This window comes from Pseudomonas marginalis, from assembly GCF_008692035.1.
GTDB classification, from domain to species: Bacteria; Pseudomonadota; Gammaproteobacteria; order Pseudomonadales; family Pseudomonadaceae; genus Aquipseudomonas; species Aquipseudomonas marginalis.
The window spans coordinates 98,351-116,300 of the sequence record NZ_VTFG01000001.1 but is presented as its reverse complement, the minus strand read 5'-3'; the positions used below and the strand labels follow the sequence as shown (position 1 = coordinate 116,300).

The 17,950-nt window shown below is 63.2% G+C and carries 14 protein-coding genes; 7 read left to right on the top strand and 7 right to left on the bottom strand.

Annotated features, from left to right (window positions below; translation table 11 throughout):
- The gene (locus tag FX984_RS00480; protein ID WP_027606371.1) at positions 1-813 is read right to left on the bottom strand and encodes a crotonase/enoyl-CoA hydratase family protein; all 813 of its coding nucleotides are present in this window, start codon (positions 811-813) and stop codon (positions 1-3) included.
- 185 nt (positions 814-998) lie between these two features.
- Here FX984_RS00480 and FX984_RS00475 point away from each other — a divergent pair, with 185 nt between their 5' ends.
- From FX984_RS00475 to FX984_RS00465, 3 genes are all read left to right on the top strand, one after another.
- Positions 999-1,553 carry a UPF0149 family protein gene (locus FX984_RS00475; RefSeq protein ID WP_092357875.1) on the top strand — a complete coding sequence of 185 codons (555 nt, stop codon included), beginning with the start codon at positions 999-1,001 and terminating at the stop codon, positions 1,551-1,553.
- A 90-nt stretch (positions 1,554-1,643) separates the two neighbouring features.
- Positions 1,644-2,900: a 3-phosphoshikimate 1-carboxyvinyltransferase gene (gene aroA / locus FX984_RS00470; RefSeq protein WP_146477966.1), complete on the top strand. Its 1,257-nt coding sequence runs from the start codon at positions 1,644-1,646 to the stop codon at positions 2,898-2,900.
- 32 nt (positions 2,901-2,932) lie between these two features.
- Entirely contained in the window at positions 2,933-3,322 is a 390-nt protein-coding gene (locus tag FX984_RS00465; protein WP_092357871.1) for a hypothetical protein, read from the top strand.
- A 1-nt stretch (position 3,323) separates the two neighbouring features.
- On the opposite strand, the gene FX984_RS00460 is transcribed toward FX984_RS00465, so the two are convergent.
- Positions 3,324-3,923, bottom strand: a complete 600-nt coding sequence (locus FX984_RS00460) for an NAD(P)H-dependent oxidoreductase (protein WP_146477965.1) — start codon at positions 3,921-3,923, stop codon at positions 3,324-3,326.
- Positions 3,924-3,995: 72 nt separating this feature from the next.
- Between FX984_RS00460 and FX984_RS00455 the strand changes: the two genes are divergently transcribed.
- Positions 3,996-4,589 carry a TetR/AcrR family transcriptional regulator gene (locus FX984_RS00455; protein WP_027606376.1) on the top strand — a complete coding sequence of 198 codons (594 nt, stop codon included), beginning with the start codon at positions 3,996-3,998 and terminating at the stop codon, positions 4,587-4,589.
- A 312-nt stretch (positions 4,590-4,901) separates the two neighbouring features.
- Here FX984_RS00455 and FX984_RS00450 read toward each other — a convergent pair whose 3' ends face one another.
- Entirely contained in the window at positions 4,902-5,567 is a 666-nt protein-coding gene (locus FX984_RS00450; protein ID WP_027606377.1) for a GNAT family N-acetyltransferase, read from the bottom strand.
- A gap of 56 nt (positions 5,568-5,623) precedes the next feature.
- A complete protein-coding gene (locus FX984_RS00445) occupies positions 5,624-6,508 on the bottom strand; it encodes a LysR family transcriptional regulator (RefSeq protein ID WP_092357865.1) in 885 nt (294 codons plus the stop codon).
- Between the two features lie 113 nt (positions 6,509-6,621).
- Between FX984_RS00445 and FX984_RS00440 the strand changes: the two genes are divergently transcribed.
- The 3 genes from FX984_RS00440 to FX984_RS00430 all read left to right on the top strand — a co-directional run bounded on the left by FX984_RS00440 (position 6,622) and on the right by FX984_RS00430 (position 11,121).
- On the top strand, positions 6,622-7,830 hold the full coding sequence (locus FX984_RS00440) for an MFS transporter (RefSeq protein ID WP_027606379.1): 1,209 nt from the start codon (positions 6,622-6,624) through the stop codon (positions 7,828-7,830).
- A gap of 81 nt (positions 7,831-7,911) precedes the next feature.
- The gene (locus FX984_RS00435) at positions 7,912-8,763 is read left to right on the top strand and encodes a CAP domain-containing protein (RefSeq protein WP_027606380.1); all 852 of its coding nucleotides are present in this window, start codon (positions 7,912-7,914) and stop codon (positions 8,761-8,763) included.
- Between the two features lie 171 nt (positions 8,764-8,934).
- Positions 8,935-11,121, top strand: coding sequence for a hybrid sensor histidine kinase/response regulator (locus FX984_RS00430; protein ID WP_146477963.1), 2,187 nt, complete (start codon positions 8,935-8,937; stop codon positions 11,119-11,121).
- An 8-nt stretch (positions 11,122-11,129) separates the two neighbouring features.
- Here the strand turns inward: FX984_RS00430 and FX984_RS00425 are convergent, their stop codons facing one another.
- From FX984_RS00425 to treS, 3 genes are read right to left on the bottom strand one after another with little or no spacing between them, the layout of a single operon-like run.
- Positions 11,130-12,296, bottom strand: coding sequence for a GGDEF domain-containing protein (locus tag FX984_RS00425; RefSeq protein ID WP_027606382.1), 1,167 nt, complete (start codon positions 12,294-12,296; stop codon positions 11,130-11,132).
- A 51-nt stretch (positions 12,297-12,347) separates the two neighbouring features.
- On the bottom strand, positions 12,348-14,585 hold the full coding sequence (glgB, locus tag FX984_RS00420) for a 1,4-alpha-glucan branching protein GlgB (protein WP_065927837.1): 2,238 nt from the start codon (positions 14,583-14,585) through the stop codon (positions 12,348-12,350).
- The gene (gene treS, locus FX984_RS00415; protein ID WP_098479668.1) at positions 14,582-17,929 is read right to left on the bottom strand and encodes a maltose alpha-D-glucosyltransferase; all 3,348 of its coding nucleotides are present in this window, start codon (positions 17,927-17,929) and stop codon (positions 14,582-14,584) included. Before treS ends, glgB begins: the two co-directional genes overlap by 4 nt.
- Positions 17,930-17,950: the final 21 nt, after the last annotated feature.

The following is a 17,950-nucleotide window of genomic DNA, read 5'->3' as shown; positions in this document are numbered from 1 at the left end:
TCAATCCACGAATTCGGGTTTCTGCTTGCTCATATGGGCCGCGATGGCCACGCGCAGGTCGTTGGATTGCAACATAGCCGAGTTCCAGGTGGCAACGTATTCCAGACCGTCATTGACCGTATGGTCACGCATGTAGCTGATCATGGCCTTGGTGCCGGTGACCGCAATCGGCGACTTGGCCGCGATTTCATGGGCGATCTCGAACACCCCGGCCAACAGGCTTTCCTGGTCGGCATACACGCGATTGACCAGGCCGATGCTGCGCGCCTCCTCGGCACCGAACGGGCGGCCGGTGTAGGCCAGCTCACGCAGCATGCCGTCGCCGATGATGCGTGGCAGGCGTTGCAGGGTGCCGACGTCGGCGGCCATGCCGATGTCGATTTCCTTGATCGAGAATTGCGCGTCTTCAGCCGCGTAGCGCATGTCGCAGGCGCTGATCAGGTCGATGGCGCCACCGATGCAGTAACCCTGGATCGCCGCCAGTACCGGCTTGCGGCAGTTATCGACGGCATTGAACGAGGCTTGCAGCTCGAGGATCTTGCGCCGCAGCAGGCGCGCATTGCGGCCCACGTCCTTGCCGAAGTCGTTGGCCACCGAGGCGAGCATCATCAGGTCGATGCCGGAGGAAAAATGCTTGCCGGCACCGCTGAGCACCACGGCGCGTACGGCGTCGGTGTCTTCGATCCATTGGAAGATGTCGATGATCTCGGTCCAGAACGCCGCGTTCATCGCGTTGATCTTTTCCGGGCGGTTGATCTGCACATGGGCTACGTTGCCGCTGAGTTCGACGACGAAAGCTTGGTATTCGGACATGGCAGTGATCCCTGGCTGGCGAGTGATAAGGCCTGAACTATAACAAGGGTACGTGACGGCGCATCGGCCAAAAGCGGGACTGGCAACGGCGATGGAAAAGACGCTGGATAAAAGCCCCGGCACACGCCATCCTTCGCGCTTTGAGCCGCCCCATCAGCGGCGTTCGACGTTTAAAGGATATGCCCATGCACACCCAACCCCTCGCCCCCGCCGATTTCGAATTCATCGAAGAAACCCTGTTGAAATACGGCGACGACCATTCGGTGCTGAACCTGGCCGAACTCGACGGCTACTTCACCGCGCTGGTGTCCAGCCCGGCACAGGTGGACATCGCCGAGTGGTTCCCGGCGATCTGGGGCGGGCAGAACCCGGAGTGGGAAAGCGCCGAAGAGGCCCAGCAGTTCCTTGACCTGTGCGTGCGTCATATCAACACCCTGGCCGCACAACTGGCGACTGACGCCAAGGCCTTTAAGGCACGCTTCGATGAAACCGAACACCAGGACCAAGTCGTGACCCTCGCCGAAGAATGGTGCTTTGGTTATATCCGTGGCGCCGCTATCGGCAATTGGCCTGAGTTGCCCGCGGAGCAGGCAGCGAACCTGGAGAAAATCTCCTGGTGCGCCGAGCAGGACAACTTCGAGTTGCCCGCCGACCTGGATGTGAAGCTGCATCAGCAACGGGTCAGCGCTATCGAACCGGCCGCACGGGCACTGCACGATTACTGGTTGAGCAAGCGCTAGACCTCGACAAGCACCGCACCTTTGGCCGATTATTCGGGTCCGCCCGTCGGCCACTCCGTACCACCTTGCCTTGATCAGGAGCCTTGCACCTTGAGTTCGCAGAAAACCGTGACCGTTACACCGCCCAACTTCCCCCTGAATGGCAAGGTCGCGCCCCCCGGCTCCAAATCCATTACCAACCGTGCCTTGCTGCTGGCGGCCCTGGCCAAAGGCACCAGCCGCCTGAGCGGCGCCCTGAAGAGCGATGACACCCGGCATATGTCGGTGGCCCTGCGCCAGATGGGCGTGACCATCGACGAGCCGGACGACACCACCTTCGTGGTCACCGGCACCGGCAAGCTGCAATTGCCGGCGCAGCCGTTGTTCCTCGGCAATGCCGGCACCGCCATGCGCTTCCTGACGGCCGCCGTGGCTACCGTGCAAGGCACCGTGGTACTGGACGGCGACGCGTATATGCAGAAACGTCCGATCGGCCCGCTGCTGGCCACCCTCGGCCGGAACGGTATCCAGGTCGACAGCCCGACCGGTTGCCCGCCGGTGACGGTGCACGGCGTGGGCAAGGTCCAGGCCAGGCGCTTCGAGATCGACGGCGGTTTGTCCAGCCAGTATGTCTCCGCCCTGTTGATGCTGGCCGCGTGCGGCGAAGCGCCGATTGAAGTGGCACTGACCGGCAAGGACATCGGTGCCCGTGGCTACGTGGACCTGACCCTGGACTGCATGCGGGCCTTCGGCGCCCAGGTCGAGGTGGTCGACGACACCACCTGGCGCGTGGCCCCCACCGGCTACACCGCCCATGATTACCTGATCGAACCCGACGCGTCCGCCGCCACCTACTTGTGGGCTGCCGAAGTGTTGACCGGTGGCCGCATCGACATCGGCGTGGCCGCCCACGCCTTCACCCAACCGGACGCCAAGGCCCAGGCGGTGATCGCGCAGTTCCCGAATATGCAGGCCACCGTGGTGGGTTCGCAGATGCAGGACGCGATCCCGACCCTGGCGGTGCTGGCTGCCTTCAACAACACCCCGGTGCGCTTCACGGAGCTGGCAAACCTGCGGGTCAAGGAATGCGATCGCGTACAGGCCCTGCATGACGGCCTCAATGCGATCCGTCCGGGCCTCGCCAGCATTGAAGGCGATGATCTGCTGGTCGCGGCCGACCCGGCGCTGGCCGGCACGTCGTGCAACGCCCTGATCGACACCCATGCCGACCACCGCATCGCCATGTGCTTTGCCCTGGCGGGGTTGAAAATCGCGGGGATCCGCATCCAGGACCCGGACTGCGTGGCCAAGACCTATCCTGGGTACTGGAAGGCCCTGGGCAGCCTTGGGGTCGCGTTGAGCGACTGACTCAACGGCGTCGGAATGGGGAGGTAAGGATCATGACCATTCGCCAACCCTGCCCACCCGGCGCCTGTGTCTGCGACCGTGAACAGCTGCTGGAGGCCCCCGGCGCCGACCTGCGTATCCTCAGCCTGACCCGCCAGGAAGAAAAACGCCTGGTCGAGCGCCTGGAAAACCTGCAAAGCCTGCAAGACCTGGAGCGCATGCAACAGCGGATGCACGAGTTATTGGGCATCCGCGTGCATGTCGCGCCGGGGCACACCGAGGTCAAGAGCATGCGCGGCATCCAGATCGTCATCGACGAGCTGCCAGGCATGTGCCGCAAGACCCGGCAAGCGATCCCGGCGGCGATTCGCCGGGGCCTGGAGAAAAACCCGGAAATTGCCTACCGCCTGCTGGACGCCCACGACCTGTTTCGCGAAGGTTGAATCAACCGGCGACCGTCTCGGCCTCGAACAGCCTCTGCCCGATCGCTTTCGCCGTCTTCAGATGCGCCGGGGCCGCGCCGCCTTCCGAATCCAGCAACAGCTCGGACGTCATCACCTTCGCCCCGCAGTAATCGAAGATGCCGTAGTCGATTTGGGTGCGCATCGCCTTGGCATAGCCATGACGGTCAAACGCGCTGTCATCCGCACCGCCGAGGGCCAGCAAGTGCACCTGCAAATGCCGCAGTTTTTTCACCACCGGGGTATCCGGGCCGTAGTCGATCGCCCAGCCGTTGACGAACACACGGTCGACCCAGCCCTTGAGCAGGCCCGGCAGCGACCACCAGTAGATCGGGAACGCCAGCACCAAGGCATCGGCGCGCTCGATGCGCGCCTGTTCCGCCAGCACGTCGGCCGGGGGCGTGGCCTGGGTGCGGTGTACCCGGTGATCGGCGGCGGTGTAGCGCGGGTCGAAGCCTTCGGCGGCGAGGTCGGCGATTTCGAAGGTGTGGCCCTCAGCAGTCAGGCCGGCAGCCACCTGCGCGGCCACGGCGTGGGTGAGGGATTGTGGGTCGTGATGGGCAACGACGATGAGTGCGTGCATGACTTTGACTCCGTTTGGGTTTAAGCTACTTTTGGTAAGTTAACGCCAACAAGTTACTTTTGGTATATAAGCATGTCAAGCCCTGAATCCCCTGCCCCACGTCGTCGCCTGTCCCGTGAAGATCGCCTGCGTCAGTTATTGGAGGTGGCCTGGCAGCTGGTGCGCGAGGAAGGCACCGAAGCCCTGACCCTGGGCCGCCTGGCGGAACTGGCCGGCGTCACCAAACCGGTGGTCTACGACCATTTCGTCACCCGTGCCGGGCTGCTCGCCGCGCTGTATGAAGACTTCGACGCGCGTCAGACCCAAGTGTTTGCCGAAGCCCTCGACGCCAGCCGCGCGACCTTGGAAGAACGCGCCGGGGTGATCGCCTCGTGCTATGTCGATTGCGTGTTATTGCAGGGCCGGGAAATTCCGGGGGTGATTGCCGCACTGAGCAGCTCGCCGGAGCTGGAAGCGCTCAAGCGTAAGTACGAGGCGATTTTTCTCGACAAATGCCGTGCCGCATTGGAACCCTTTGGCCACGTATCACAGGCAGGATTAAGGGCGATGCTGGGCGCTGCGGAAGCGTTGTCCTACGCTGCGGCCAGTGGCGAGATCAGCCGTGAAGAGGCGCAAGATGAGTTGCTGGCGACCATCCTGGCAATGGTCAACCGCCCACGGCGTTGAAGACTGAAGAAGCTTCTGTGGTAAACGAACTTTGCTGTGGTGAGCAGACTTGTTGTGGTGAACAGGCTTGTTGTGGTGAACAGGCTTGTTGTGGTGAGCAGGCTTGTTGTGGTGAGCGGGCTTGCCCCGCGCTGGGCTGCGAAGCGGCCCCGATAAGAGCGCTGCAGTGTGCCAGGCAGATCCGGGGCTGTTTCTGGGGCCGCTTCGCAGCCCAGCGCGGGGCAAGCCCGCTCACCACAACAAGCCCGCTCACCACAGAGGCAAGCTCACCACAGAAGCCCGCTCACCACAAAAAAAGCCAACCAGGCCAGGCTAACGCCCTGCCACAAACAGCTGGACCTTGCGGGCCAGTTGATCGAGGTGCCGATCACGCTGTTTCTCGGCGTCCACCATCGCCCGCTTGCCATGTTTTTGCAGCAGGTAGGTATGGATCTGGCGTACCTCCAGCGAACTGTAGATCGCCGCCACATCCAACACGCCCATCAAGCCATCGGTGCCGTAGTCCCGGGTATTCATCAACACCTGGGTGCCCCGCGCACCCCGCACTTCAAACCCCATGGCCTCGAAGGCCGCTACCTTCTCCACGGCACAGGCCAACTCCGCATGGGGATAGCGCGCCAGCACGTCCGCCATCATCCCGCGCGCCACACCCTGGCGCCGGAAACCAGCCTGCACCGCCATGAAGGCGATGCCACAGGCCTCAGGATCATCCTTCACCGGCAGATACAGGCAAAAGCCAATCACCTGCTCCTCGAGCATCGCCACGATCAACTCAACGGCAATCCCCTTCGACCCGCCCACTGCCTCCAGGTACAGGTGCACCTCAAAGCCGATGGCGTATTGGTAAATGTTGTAGAGCAGGTTGCTCGGCGGCAGTGCGACGCTGCTGATGTCGGTGAGGTTGTCCACCACCATCTGCAGGATCTGGGCATTGATGGGCTCGGGGCACGGTGTGGTATAGCGGGTAAGGCTGAACATGCAGATTCCTGGGGTTTCGCGTCAAGGCAGCGGCGATTGTACCTGTTGCAGGCCGTTCAGTGCCCGCACACCTCACGCACGCACCCGCGCAACCAGCGGTGGGCCAGGTCGGCATCCAGCCGCGGATGCCAGAGCATCGCCACGGTGAACGGTGCCAGCGTCAACGGCAACGCAAAGCTGTACAGGCCTTCGCGCTGATGGGCAGTGTAGCGTTCGGGCACGCTGGCAATCAGGTCGGTGTCGCGGGCCAGGGCGATGGCCGTGGCGAACCCGGCGACGACGGTGCCGATCTGCCGCGTCAAGCCCAGGGCTTCAAGCCCATCGTCGATCTGGCCGCGCTCCTGCCCGCGCCGCGAGACATAGACGTGCCGCCCCAGGGCAAACCGCTCGGCACTGATGTCGCCCTGGCTCAGGGGATGGCCGCTGCGCACCACGCCAATCAAACGGTCGCGAAACAGCGCCTGGGTCAGCACTTCGGGGCTGGCGTCGGGGTCGACCACACCGGTCTCCAGGTCGACGCTGCCTTCGCGCAGCAACGTGCTGTCCTTGTCGGTCTTGCTGACGAAACGCAGGCGTACACCAGGCGCCTCCCGTGCGATGCGCGCCAGCAACGCAGGACCGAAGTTTTCGACGAACTCTTCACTGGTGCGCAAGGTGAACGTGCGCTCCACCTGGGCCAGGTCCAGGGCGTGTGCCGGGCGCAGCACTGCGTGGGCGTCCTGCACCAGGCGGCTGACCTGCTCACGCAATGCCTGCGCCCGCGGCGTCGGCACCAGCCCGCGCCCGGCGCGGACCAACAGCGGATCGCCGGTGGTCTCACGCAAGCGCGCCAGCGCCCGGCTCATGGCCGAGGGGCTCAACTGCAAGCGCTTGGCCGCTCGGGCGACACTGCCTTCGGCCAGCAAGACATCCAGGGTGATCAGCAGATTAAAGTCGGGCATGGGCGCTCCTTAGCAGGCGTTTGACGCAGGTATTAACTGCAAACCCTGCGTCTTCCGCCATGTTAGGCGAGGTCGTAGATTTGTGACAGTTGCGTCCACCCAAGGAATCTTCCATGCATACGTCTTCACGGGGCGGCCTTGCCAGCCTGTCGCTGTCCATGTTGCTCGCCGCCCTCGGCACCAGCATCGCCAATGTCGGCCTGCCCAGCCTGGTACAGGCATTCGATGCGTCGTTTCATGCCGTGCAGTGGGTGGTGCTCGCCTACCTGATGGCGATCACGGCGGTGATTGTCATGGCCGGCCGAATGGGCGATCGCCTGGGCCGTCGCCGGCTGTTGCTCGCCGGGCTGCTGCTGTTTGCGCTGGGCAGTGGGCTGTGTGCAGGCGCGCCCTCGCTGGGCTGGCTGATTGCCGCACGCCTCCTGCAGGGCTTGGGCGCGGCGAGCATGATGGCCATGGCGCTGGGGATGGTCGGCGACACGGTGCCCAAGGAACGCACCGGCCGGGTGATGGGCCTGCTGGGCACAATGTCAGCCGTCGGTACCGCCATGGGCCCCGCCGCTGGCGGGTTATTGCTCAGTGTGTGGGGCTGGCGCGCGCTGTTTCTGGTGGGCATGCCCTTGGGGTTACTCACGGCCAGCCTCGCGTGGCGCTACTTGCCGGTTGATCGACGCCAAGCAGGCTCACCTTCCAGCGTCTGGTCACCGTTGAAGGAAGCATCATTGCGCACGAGTCTCGCGATGAGTGCGTTAGTAGCGGCGGTGATCATGGCAACCTTTGTGGTCGGCCCTTTCTACCTGTCCAAGGGGCTGGGGCTGGACCCGCAATGGATGGGCCTGGCCATGGCCGTCGGGCCCTGTGTCGCGGCGCTCAGCGGTGTACCGGCGGGGCGCCTCACCGACCGCCACGGCTGGCGCCTTATGACTTTCGCCGGGTTGGGCATCCTGGTTTGCGGCGCATTACTATTGTCGTTGGCCTCGGGATTGATCGCCTACCTTGGGGGGCTGGTGATTCTGACGACGGGCTATAGCCTGTTCCAGGCCGCCAACAATACTGCGGTGATGTGCGATGTAGACGGTGCGCGCCGAGGTACGGTCGCAGGCTTGCTCAACCTGTCACGCAATATCGGGCTGATCTTCGGTACCTCGGCCCTGGGGGCGGTGTTCGCCTGGGCGACCCCGGATGTCACCCGCGCCACCGCGCAATCCGTGACCAGTGGCCTGCATGCGACTTTCACCGTCGCCGTGGGCTTGATCCTGCTGGCCACCGCGATGACAGCGGGCCGCATCCGCGCCGTGAATGCCCCACAGAATGCCCGTTGAGGCAAAAAAACAAAAAAGGCGTTGCGCCAGACGGGGTTACATCGCGCATCATGGGCACTTTCAAGCTCAAGGGTAACGTCCATGCGCGTTCTGTCATTGATGATGGGTCTTACGACGCTGGCCGCCAGTACGGTGTTCTGCGCCAGCGCGATGGCGAATGAAGAAAGTCAGTTGGTGCAACAGATCAACGAGTACCGCAGCCAGGTGCAGCGCTGCGGCGACCAGGGTTCCCAGGAACTGCCACCGTTGGCCAACGATACACGGCTGGTGCTGCCGGCCAATAACGTCGGCGACCTGCAGCAGGCCCTGGCCCGGGCCGCGTACCCGATGGTCAATGTGCAGGCCATCAGCCTGTCCGGGCCCAAGGACGCCCAGGCAGCCATGAAAGCCGTGCGCGAGAGTTTCTGCCGGGTGGTGCTGGACCCGCAATTCGTCGACATCGGCGTGAGCAACAGCGGCCAGGACTGGCGCATCGTGCTGGCCCGCCCGTTGCTGTCCAGCGGCCTGGGCGATTGGCAAACCGAAGGCCGCAAGCTGCTCGACCTGATCAATGCCGCCCGCACGCAACCGCGCCAGTGCGGCACCCAGGCGTTTACCGCGACCACGCCATTGTCGTGGAACGAGGCGTTGGCCGGGGCCGCCAACAGCCACACGCGCAACATGGCCAACGGCAATTTCTTCGACCACCTGGACCACGACGGCCGCACGCCTGGCGACCGCGCGGAACTGGCCGGGTATATCGCGAAAAACATCGGCGAAAACATCGCCGCCGGCCTGGACACCCCGCGCAAGGTGGTCGACGGCTGGCTCGCCAGCCCGGGTCATTGCGCCAACCTGATGAACCCCCAGTTTCGCGAATTGGGCGCAGCCTATGCCATGGACCCGAAGAGTGACGCGGGCATCTACTGGACCGCTTTATTCGGCACGCAATAAGGGTTGGGCAATCGCCCACCCCCCGGCCCTTCGCTCTTTCAAACGAATACAGCATCAAAATGCCATCTAGCGGATAATCGTGCTGAACTGGCAGCGACCAGACAGGTCTGTAGCTTTACGCCACATCCTTGCGGGCGCGTTGAAGATTCCGGAATACAAGGTGTTCTCCCAATGATGAATTGGCTGCAAAGCAGCAGCGACATGGCTGAGCAAGTACGTCAGCATGATTGGGCCAGTACGCCCCTAGGACCGCTGGAACAGTGGCCGGACGTGTTAAAGACCACCGTGGCGCTGTGCTTCGCCTCCAGCTTTCCCCAGGCGATTGTCTGGGGCCCGCAACTGATCACGCTCTACAACGATGCGTTTATCCCGATCCTGGGCAGCAAGCCCTACGCGTTGGGGCGCCCGTTCAACGAAGTGTGGGCCGAGGTGTGGGATGACGTCAGCCACATCGCCAACGCCGCCTTCGAGGGCCACGCCACCTATATCGAAAACTTCCCCCTGGTGATTGAACGCGGCCCGAGGCGGGAGCAGGCGTACTTCACCTTCTGCTACAGCCCGATCCGCGATCCCCAAGGCAAGGTGGTCGGCATGCTCGACACCGTCACCGAGACCACCGCCACGGTGTTCCTGGCACGCCGCCTGGCGGTGCTGGACGCCATCGGCAACGCGGTGGTCAACGCCGTCGATGCCGAAGCCATCATGACCAGCACCACCCGGTTGCTGGCCGAGCACCTGCAGGTGAGCAATTGCGCCTACGCCGACATGGACGCCGATGAAGACGGCTTTACCATTCGAGACAATTGGACCGCGCCCGGCTCGCCCAGCATCATTGGCCGCTACAGCCTGGCGGCGTTCGGCGAGATGGCCGTCAAATGCCTGCGCGCCGGCGACCCCCTGGTGATCCACGACAATCTGCGCGAGTTGCCGCCCGCAGAGTCCGCCACCTTCCAGGCCCTGGGGGTGACGGCGACGATCTGCATGCCGCTGATCAAGAACGGTCGCCTGACCGCCCTGATGGCCGTCCATGACAAAAGCCCACGCCCCTGGTCACCCTACGACCTGGCCCTGTTGCGGGAAGTCACCGAGCGCTCCTGGGCGCATATCGAGCGCGTGCGTGCCGATGCCGATGTGCGCAAGGGCCTGGCGGCCTATGCCGAACTGAACACCACTCTCGAACAGCGCGTCGAAGAACGCACCCTGGCGCTGGCCAAGGCCGAAGCCGCGCTGCGCCAGTCGCAGAAACTCGAAGCCATCGGCCAACTCACCGGCGGCGTGGCCCATGACTTCAACAACCTGCTGACGATCATCCGCTCATCGGTGGACTTCCTGCGTCAGCCAGACCTGTCGGAGCAGCGTCGCCAGCGCTATATGGGCGCAGTGGCGGATACCGTAGAGCGGGCCAGCAAGTTGACCAGCCAATTGCTCGCCTTTGCCCGCCGCCAACCGCTGAACCCGGAAGTCTTCGACGTGGGCCAGCGCGTTCAGAACATCGGCGAGATGCTGGAGAGCGTCACAGGCGCGCGCATTCATGTACGTGTCGAGATGCCTTCGCAGCCGTGTTTTGCGCGGATCGATGCCAGCCAGTTTGAAACCGCACTGATCAACATCGCCCTCAATGCACGGGACGCAATGGAGGGCCAGGGCACCCTGACCCTGAAAGTCCTCGGGGCACAGCCGTTGCCCCATATTCGCGGCGACGCCGGGTCGGGTAAGGCGTATGTCGCCATTTCGCTCGCCGATACCGGCCCCGGCATTCCCGAAGACACCGTCGAACGCATTTTCGAGCCGTTCTTCACCACCAAGGCGGTGGGTAAAGGCACCGGCCTGGGCCTGTCGCAGGTCTTCGGCTTCGCCAAGCAGTCGGGGGGCAATATCGATGTGACCAGCACGCCCGGCCAAGGCAGCGTATTCACCTTGTATCTGCCCCAGGTCGAAGCCGAAGCAGCACTGCCACTCCCCTGCGAGGAAGCGCCGGCTTCGTCCCACGACACATCACAGTGCCGGGTGCTGATTGTGGAGGACAATCTGGAGATCGGGCGGTTTGCCAGCCAGATTCTTCAAGACCTGGGCTACCAGGCCACCTGGGTGACCGATGCCGAACAGGCCCTGACCCTTGCCGGGCACGATGGGAGGGCCTTCGATGTGATCTTCTCCGACGTGGTCATGCCCGGCATCACCGGGGTCGCCATGGCCAAGCTGTTGCGCCAGCGTCGAGCGGACCTGCCGGTGATACTGACCTCGGGCTACAGCGAAGAGCTGGCAGACAATGGCTATGACGGCTTCGAGTTCCTGCCCAAGCCTTACTCTGCCGAGCAGGTTTCGCGGGTATTGATCAAGGCCATGCACAAGGACTGAGCCGCGCCCTACTCCGCCACGGCCACCTGGTTGCGGCCCAATGCCTTGGCCCGGTACAGCGCTTTGTCGGCGCTGTTCATCAGGCCGTGCAGGTCCTCGTCCACGGCATGGGTGAACGCCACCCCAAGGCTGGCTGACAGCCCCTTGACCGGCTCGGCGGCCAAACCGGCGATAGCCTTGATCAGGTCCTCGGCAATAGTGCGCGCGGTGTCCAACGACGTATTGGGCAACAACACGGCAAACTCTTCGCCGCCCAAGCGACCATACACATCGGCCTTGCGGAACGACGCACTGATCACCCCGCCAATCTGGCGCAAGACCTGATCGCCGGCCTGGTGCCCATAGGTGTCGTTGATTTGCTTGAAGTGGTCCATGTCCATCATCAGCACGCACAGCGGCTGCTGGTTATGACGGCATTGCGCATACAGCAATTGCGCATGTTCGAAAAACGCCCGGCGGTTCATCAGGCCGGTCAGCTCATCGGTCTGTGCGGCACGGGTCGAGATGTTATGGGCCCGTTCCATTTGCCGGGTCAGGCGAAAGGCTTTCTCCAGTGCATCGGACAATTTGCGCGTGGCACTGGCCACAAACGTGGAAAACACCAGGACCGCGATGCCGATGCCCACTTGCATCGATGTGGGCTGGAACAACAGCCACAGGGTGCACGGCAGCAACACCAGGCCGATGGACACCAGGGTCATATAGCGATAGGCCGAATAACACGACACCGCACTGACCGACATCCCCACGGTGAACAGCATCACCAGCGCCTGGGACAACCGATCATCGGGGGGCATCAGCGCGAGTGCCCCAGCCCCCCAAATGCCCGCGGACAGTACCAGCGTGACCCAGTAGCGGCGCTCCCAGCGGTCCGGGGTGCGTTCGCTGTTGGGGCAGCGGAACCAGTCCAGGAACATCTTGACCCGCAGCAGCGACGACGCGCCCAACACCACCAGCCACACCAGCATCAACGTGTGATCGAAGCGCTCCCAGCACAGCCAGCAGAGCATGGCGGCTGCCATGTAGCTGCCGAAAATGGCTGCAAATGACTGGCGAAACAACTGGTGCAAACGGTCGGTTCGCACCTGTGCCTCTATAAAGCAATCCTGGTCCCGCCCATGCCCAAGGCCATTCATGAAATTCGCCTGATTCGACTGCCATGACAAAGGCGCCATTGTGGCGCCCTGCCACCAGCGTGGACAACTGAATCCAGCAGGGTAGAGCCTTTAACTCCCGTCAGGCCGCAAAATCAGCACCCCCAACGGCGGCAGGTTCAACGACAGTGACACCGGTTGCCCATGGCGTGGCTCATCCTCGGTGAACACGCCACCGCCATTGCCGTAATTGGAACCCGCGTAGGTATCGGCGTCACTGTTGATCACCTCGCTCCAACGCCCACCAAACGGTACGCCCACCTTGTAGGCCTCACGGGGCACCGGGGTGAAATTGGCCACCACCAGCACCGGCTTGCCGTCCTTGCTCCAGCGCAGCCAGGCGTAGACGCTGTTGATCGCGTCGTCGCCGATCAGCCACTGGAAACCCTGAGGCGCATCATCCTGCTCGTGCAGGGCCGGCTCTTCGCGATACAGGCGATTCAAGTCACCCACCAGCTTTTGCACGCCTTTGTGCTCGGCGTACTGCAGCAAGTACCAGTCCAGTTGCTGGTCGTGGTTCCACTCGCGCCACTGGCCGAATTCGCAGCCCATGAACAGCAGCTTCTTGCCCGGATGCATCCACATGAACGCCAGGTAGGCGCGCAGGTTGGCAAACTTCTGCCAACGGTCGCCGGGCATCTTGTCGATCAGAGAGTGCTTGCCGTGCACCACTTCATCGTGGGAAATCGGCAGGATGAAGCGCTCGGACCACGCATACACCAGGCCGAAGCTCAACTCGTTATGGTGATGGGCGCGATAGACCGGATCCTGCTGGATGTAATGCAAAGAATCGTGCATCCAGCCCATGTTCCACTTGTAGTTGAAGCCCAGGCCGCCCTGTTGGGTGGGCTGGCTGACGCCGGGCCAGGCGGTGGACTCTTCGGCGATCACCAGGGCGCCGGGCGCTTCCAGTGCAACCACGTCGTTCAAATGGCGCAGGAAGTCGATGGCTTCCAGGTTCTCGCGCCCGCCATGGCGGTTGGGCACCCATTCGCCGGCCTTGCGCGAATAGTCGCGGTACAGCATCGACGCCACCGCATCCACCCGCAGCCCGTCAATGTGGAAGTGTTTGAGCCAATGCAGCGCCGAGGCCAGCATGAAGCCGTGGACCTCAGTGCGGCCCAGGTTGTAGATCAGCGTGTCCCAGTCCTGGTGGAAGCCTTCCAGCGGGTTGGCGTATTCATACAACGCAGTGCCGTCGAATTGCGCCAGGCCATGGGTGTCGGTAGGGAAATGCGCCGGCACCCAGTCGAGGATCACGCCGATATCGGCCTGATGGAGCGCGTTGATAAAATAGGCGAAGTCCTCCGGCGAGCCAAAACGCGCCGTCGGTGCGAACTGTGAAAGCGCCTGGTAACCCCACGAACCGCCGAACGGGTGTTCCATGATCGGCATCAATTCAACGTGGGTGAAGCCCAGTTGCTGCACATACGGCACCAACCGCTCCGCCAGCTCGCGCCAGGTGTATTGGCGCGCCACTTCGCCGGCCTCGTCCAGCTCGCACTGCCAGGAGCCCACGTGCAGCTCATAGATCGACAGCGGCGCCGTGGCCTTCTGGCGCTCGACCCGCGCTTGCATCCACTCGTGGTCCTGCCAGTCCACCTGCAACGGCGCGGCGACTTTCGAGGCGGTATCGGGTGGCAACTGGGTCGCCAGCGCCATCGGGTCGGCCTTGAGCGGCAGAATCCCGTGGGCACCGAGGATTTCGTACTTGTAGGCGGCGCCAGGTTGCAGGCGTGGAATGAAGATCTCCCACACGCCCGACGGATGCCGCAGGCGCATCGGGTGGCGGCGGCCGTCCCAGATATTGAAGTCTCCCACCACCGAAACCCGCCGCGCATTCGGTGCCCACACGGCAAAACGCACGCCGTCTACGCCATCGACGCTGGTCACCTGGGCCCCCAGGCAACTGCTGAGGTCACGGTGGTTGCCTTCGGCGAACAGGTACAGGTCCATCTCCCCCAGCAACAGTTGCTGGAAGCTGTAAGGGTCTTCGGTGATCTGCTCGCCACCGGCCCACTGGATTTTCAGCAAGTACGCCTGGCGGGTGTTGAACTGCCCGACGAACAGGCCCGGCACCTGGGTCGCATCCAGGCTGCCGATCTGTTCACCGCCATCGCGGCTCAGCACCTGGACACTCAAGGCTTCCGGCAGGAACGCGCGGATAAATTGGCCGCCCTGCTCGTCATCGTGTGGCCCGAGAATGGAAAACGGGTCGTGGTGCTCGGCGCGCACCAGCGCTTCGACGTCCTTGGACGCCGGCATGGCTGTCAACTTCGGTTGCAGCGGTTCTTTATTCGTAAAGCTCATGACGTCTCCCCACCGCGTGCAGTGTTCGATTTAGATGTAATCCCGCTCAACAACCCGTGCAAGCCCTGCAGGGGCACCGGCAACCAGGTCGGGCGGTTTTCCGCTTCGTACGCTACCTCATACGCGGCCTTCTCCAGGCTGAACAACGTCAGCGCGGCGTCCTGGCCCTTGGCATCCTGCCAGTCATGCGCCAGTGTAGACGCAGCGGCCTGATAAGCCTGGATAAATGCCTGGCGGGCCTCTTTCAGGTAGCGATCGGTCACGCGCCTGCGCGCCTGGTCCGCTGCGGGCGAGTGATCCACCCCTTGTACGTTCAAGGCCATGGCCGCCGCGTAGTCAAAGGAGCGCAACACGCCGCTCACATCTTTATACGGGCTGTGCTTGCCGCGCCGTTCATGCAGCGGCCGCGCCGGTTCGCCTTCAAAGTCGATCAGGTAGGCATCGCCCTTCACCACCAGCACCTGGCCCAGGTGCAAGTCACCGTGGACGCGAATGCGCAGCCCGCCCAAGGTGGCTTTCGCCAGCGCCTGGACATGCGCGCCGATGGCTTTTTTCTGCGCCAGCAATTCACTGACCAGCGCCTGATCGGCAGGGTTCAATTGGCTTTGATGCAGCTTGAGCAATTGCAATGCACGGTCGATCTGCGCACCAACGTCCTTGGCCCAGGCTTGGGTATCCTTGGCGCTGGTCGGTTCGGGCTTGAAGTCCTTATTGGTCGTTTTGGCCCCCAGCACCCCGTGCATTTCACCCAGGCGCTGGCCGAGCAGCCCGGCGAAGTCCGCCAGCTCGCCCAGTGCGTTGTAATGCTGTTCCTGTTCGGAGATGGCCTCGGCCAGTTCATCGCGAATGGCACGTTCCAGGTTGTTCTGGGTCCAGCTCCATGCGTCACCCTGGTTGCTCAAGTAGCCCTGGGCGATCATCAGCAGGTTGTCCTGGCCGGCGCCATCATGGCGAATCACCGAGCCCATCAGCGGCGAGATATTCGGATAACCCGCCTGCGTCAGGTAGGCGCTCATTTCCAGCTCGGGGTGCACCCCGGCGCTGACTTTGCGGATCAGCTTGAGCACCAGGCTCTCGCCCACCACCACCGAGCTGTTGGACTGCTCGGCAGACAAGTAACGCACCGGCGACTCGTCCGTCAGTTGCAGCGTGTCCAAGTGTGGCGTGGCTTCAAAACGCAGGTCGCCGTCGCTGCCGTTTAACACGGTACCGGCCTGCAGACCTTGGATCACCGCGCGAATAAAGTGCTCCAGGCTGAAGGCGTCTGTCACCAGGCCCACCTGACGCACCCGCCGTACGCGGGCCAGGGCCAACTGTTGCGGCAAGGCGCTGGTGAACTGATCTTCGCCAAGAAAACCGAACGGCAGCTGATAACGGCTGACCTGGCCACCGGCGGTCACTTCCAGCTCGCTGAGCAAGACCGGGTGCTGCGGGTCGCCAAAGCGCACACCGTAGGCGATGCGCACGCTGTCGATGGCGGTGTCCTTGCCGGCAAACCAACGGCGCTTGGGCAGCCAGGCGGGCAGCGAGGTCTGTTCGAGGGTGGTGCGGCACGGTTCGTCGAGCAGCTCTTCCATGCGTTTTTTCAGCACCAGGGTGGTGAAGTCCGGCATGCTTTGCGCCGGCTCCACGTGCCAGCTGGGCATCTGGTTTTCCGCCGCCAGCACGAACCAATAGAAGCCATACGGCGCCAGGGTCAGCAGGAAATTCAGTTGGCCGATGGGCGGGAACGCATTGCCGCCGAGCATCTCCACCGGAACCATGCCGGCAAAGGCCGACAGGTCCAGCTCAGCCGCCTGGGCGCTGCGCGAGACGTTGGCCACACACAGGATGATTTCGTTGCGCCCGTCTTCGCCGGTGAATTCGCGGGTATACGCCAGGATGCGGCGATTGCTTGGGGAGAGCATTTTCAGGCTGCCGCGCCCAAACGCCTTGGACTGCTTGCGCACCGCCAGCATGCGGCGGGTCCAGTTCAACAGTGAGTGCGGGTCCTGGGCCTGGGTTTCGACGTTGACCGACAGGTAGCCGTATTGCGGATCCATGATCGGTGGCAGCACCAGGCTGGCCGGGTCGGCGCGGGAGAAACCGCCGTTGCGGTCAATGGACCATTGCATCGGCGTGCGCACGCCATCACGGTCGCCGAGGTAGATATTGTCGCCCATGCCGATTTCGTCGCCGTAATACAGGGTCGGCGTGCCAGGCATCGACAGCAGCAGGCTGTTGAGCAACTCCACACGGCGGCGATCACGCTCCATCAAGGGCGCGAGGCGCCGGCGAATGCCCAGGTTGATGCGTGCGCGGCGGTCAGCGGCGTAGTAGTTCCACAGGTAGTCGCGCTCTTTATCGGTGACCATTTCCAGGGTCAGTTCATCGTGGTTGCGCAGGAAGATCGCCCATTGGCAGTTGGCGGGGATCTCCGGGGTCTGGCGCAGGATATCGGTGATCGGGAAGCGATCCTCCTGGGCCAGCGCCATGTACATGCGCGGCATCAGCGGGAAGTGGAACGCCATGTGGCACTCATCGCCGTCATCGCCCTTGCGGTCGCCGAAATACAGTTGCGTGTCTTCCGGCCATTGGTTGGCCTCGGCAAGCAGCATGCGGTCGGGGTAATGGGCGTCGATCTCGGCGCGGATCTGCTTGAGGACGTCGTGGGTTTCCGGCAGGTTTTCGTTGTTGGTGCCATCGCGCTCGATCAGGTAAGGGATGGCGTCCAGGCGCAGGCCGTCGATGCCCATGTCCAGCCAGTAGCGCATCACCGACAGCACGGCTTTCATCACCTGCGGGTTGTCGAAATTGAGGTCCGGCTGGTGGGAATAGAAGCGGTGCCAGAAGTACTGGCCGGCGACCGGGTCCCAGGTCCAGTTGGACTTTTCGGTGTCGAGGAAAATGATGCGGGTGCCGTCGTATTTCTGATCGTCATCGGACCACACGTAGAAGTCCCGCGCCGCCGAGCCCGGCTTGGCCTTGCGTGCCCTCTGGAACCACGGGTGCTGATCGGAGGTGTGGTTGATCACCAGCTCAGTGATGACCCGCAACCCGCGCTTGTGGGCTTCGGCGATAAAGCGCCGGGCATCGGCCATGGTTCCGTAGTCGCTGTGCACGCCCCGGTATTCGGCAATGTCATAGCCGTCATCGCGGCGTGGCGAGGGGTAGAACGGCAGCAGCCAGATGGTGTTGACACCCAGGTCGGCGATGTAGTCGAGCTTGGCGATCAGGCCGGGAAAGTCACCGATGCCGTCGTTGTTGGAGTCGAAATAGGATTTGACGTGAACCTGGTAGATCACCGCGTCCTTGTACCAGAGCGGGTCTTTGATGAAGGTGGCAGCCTTGGGTTTCTTCGCCATTGGAAACTCCTGAAATACTCG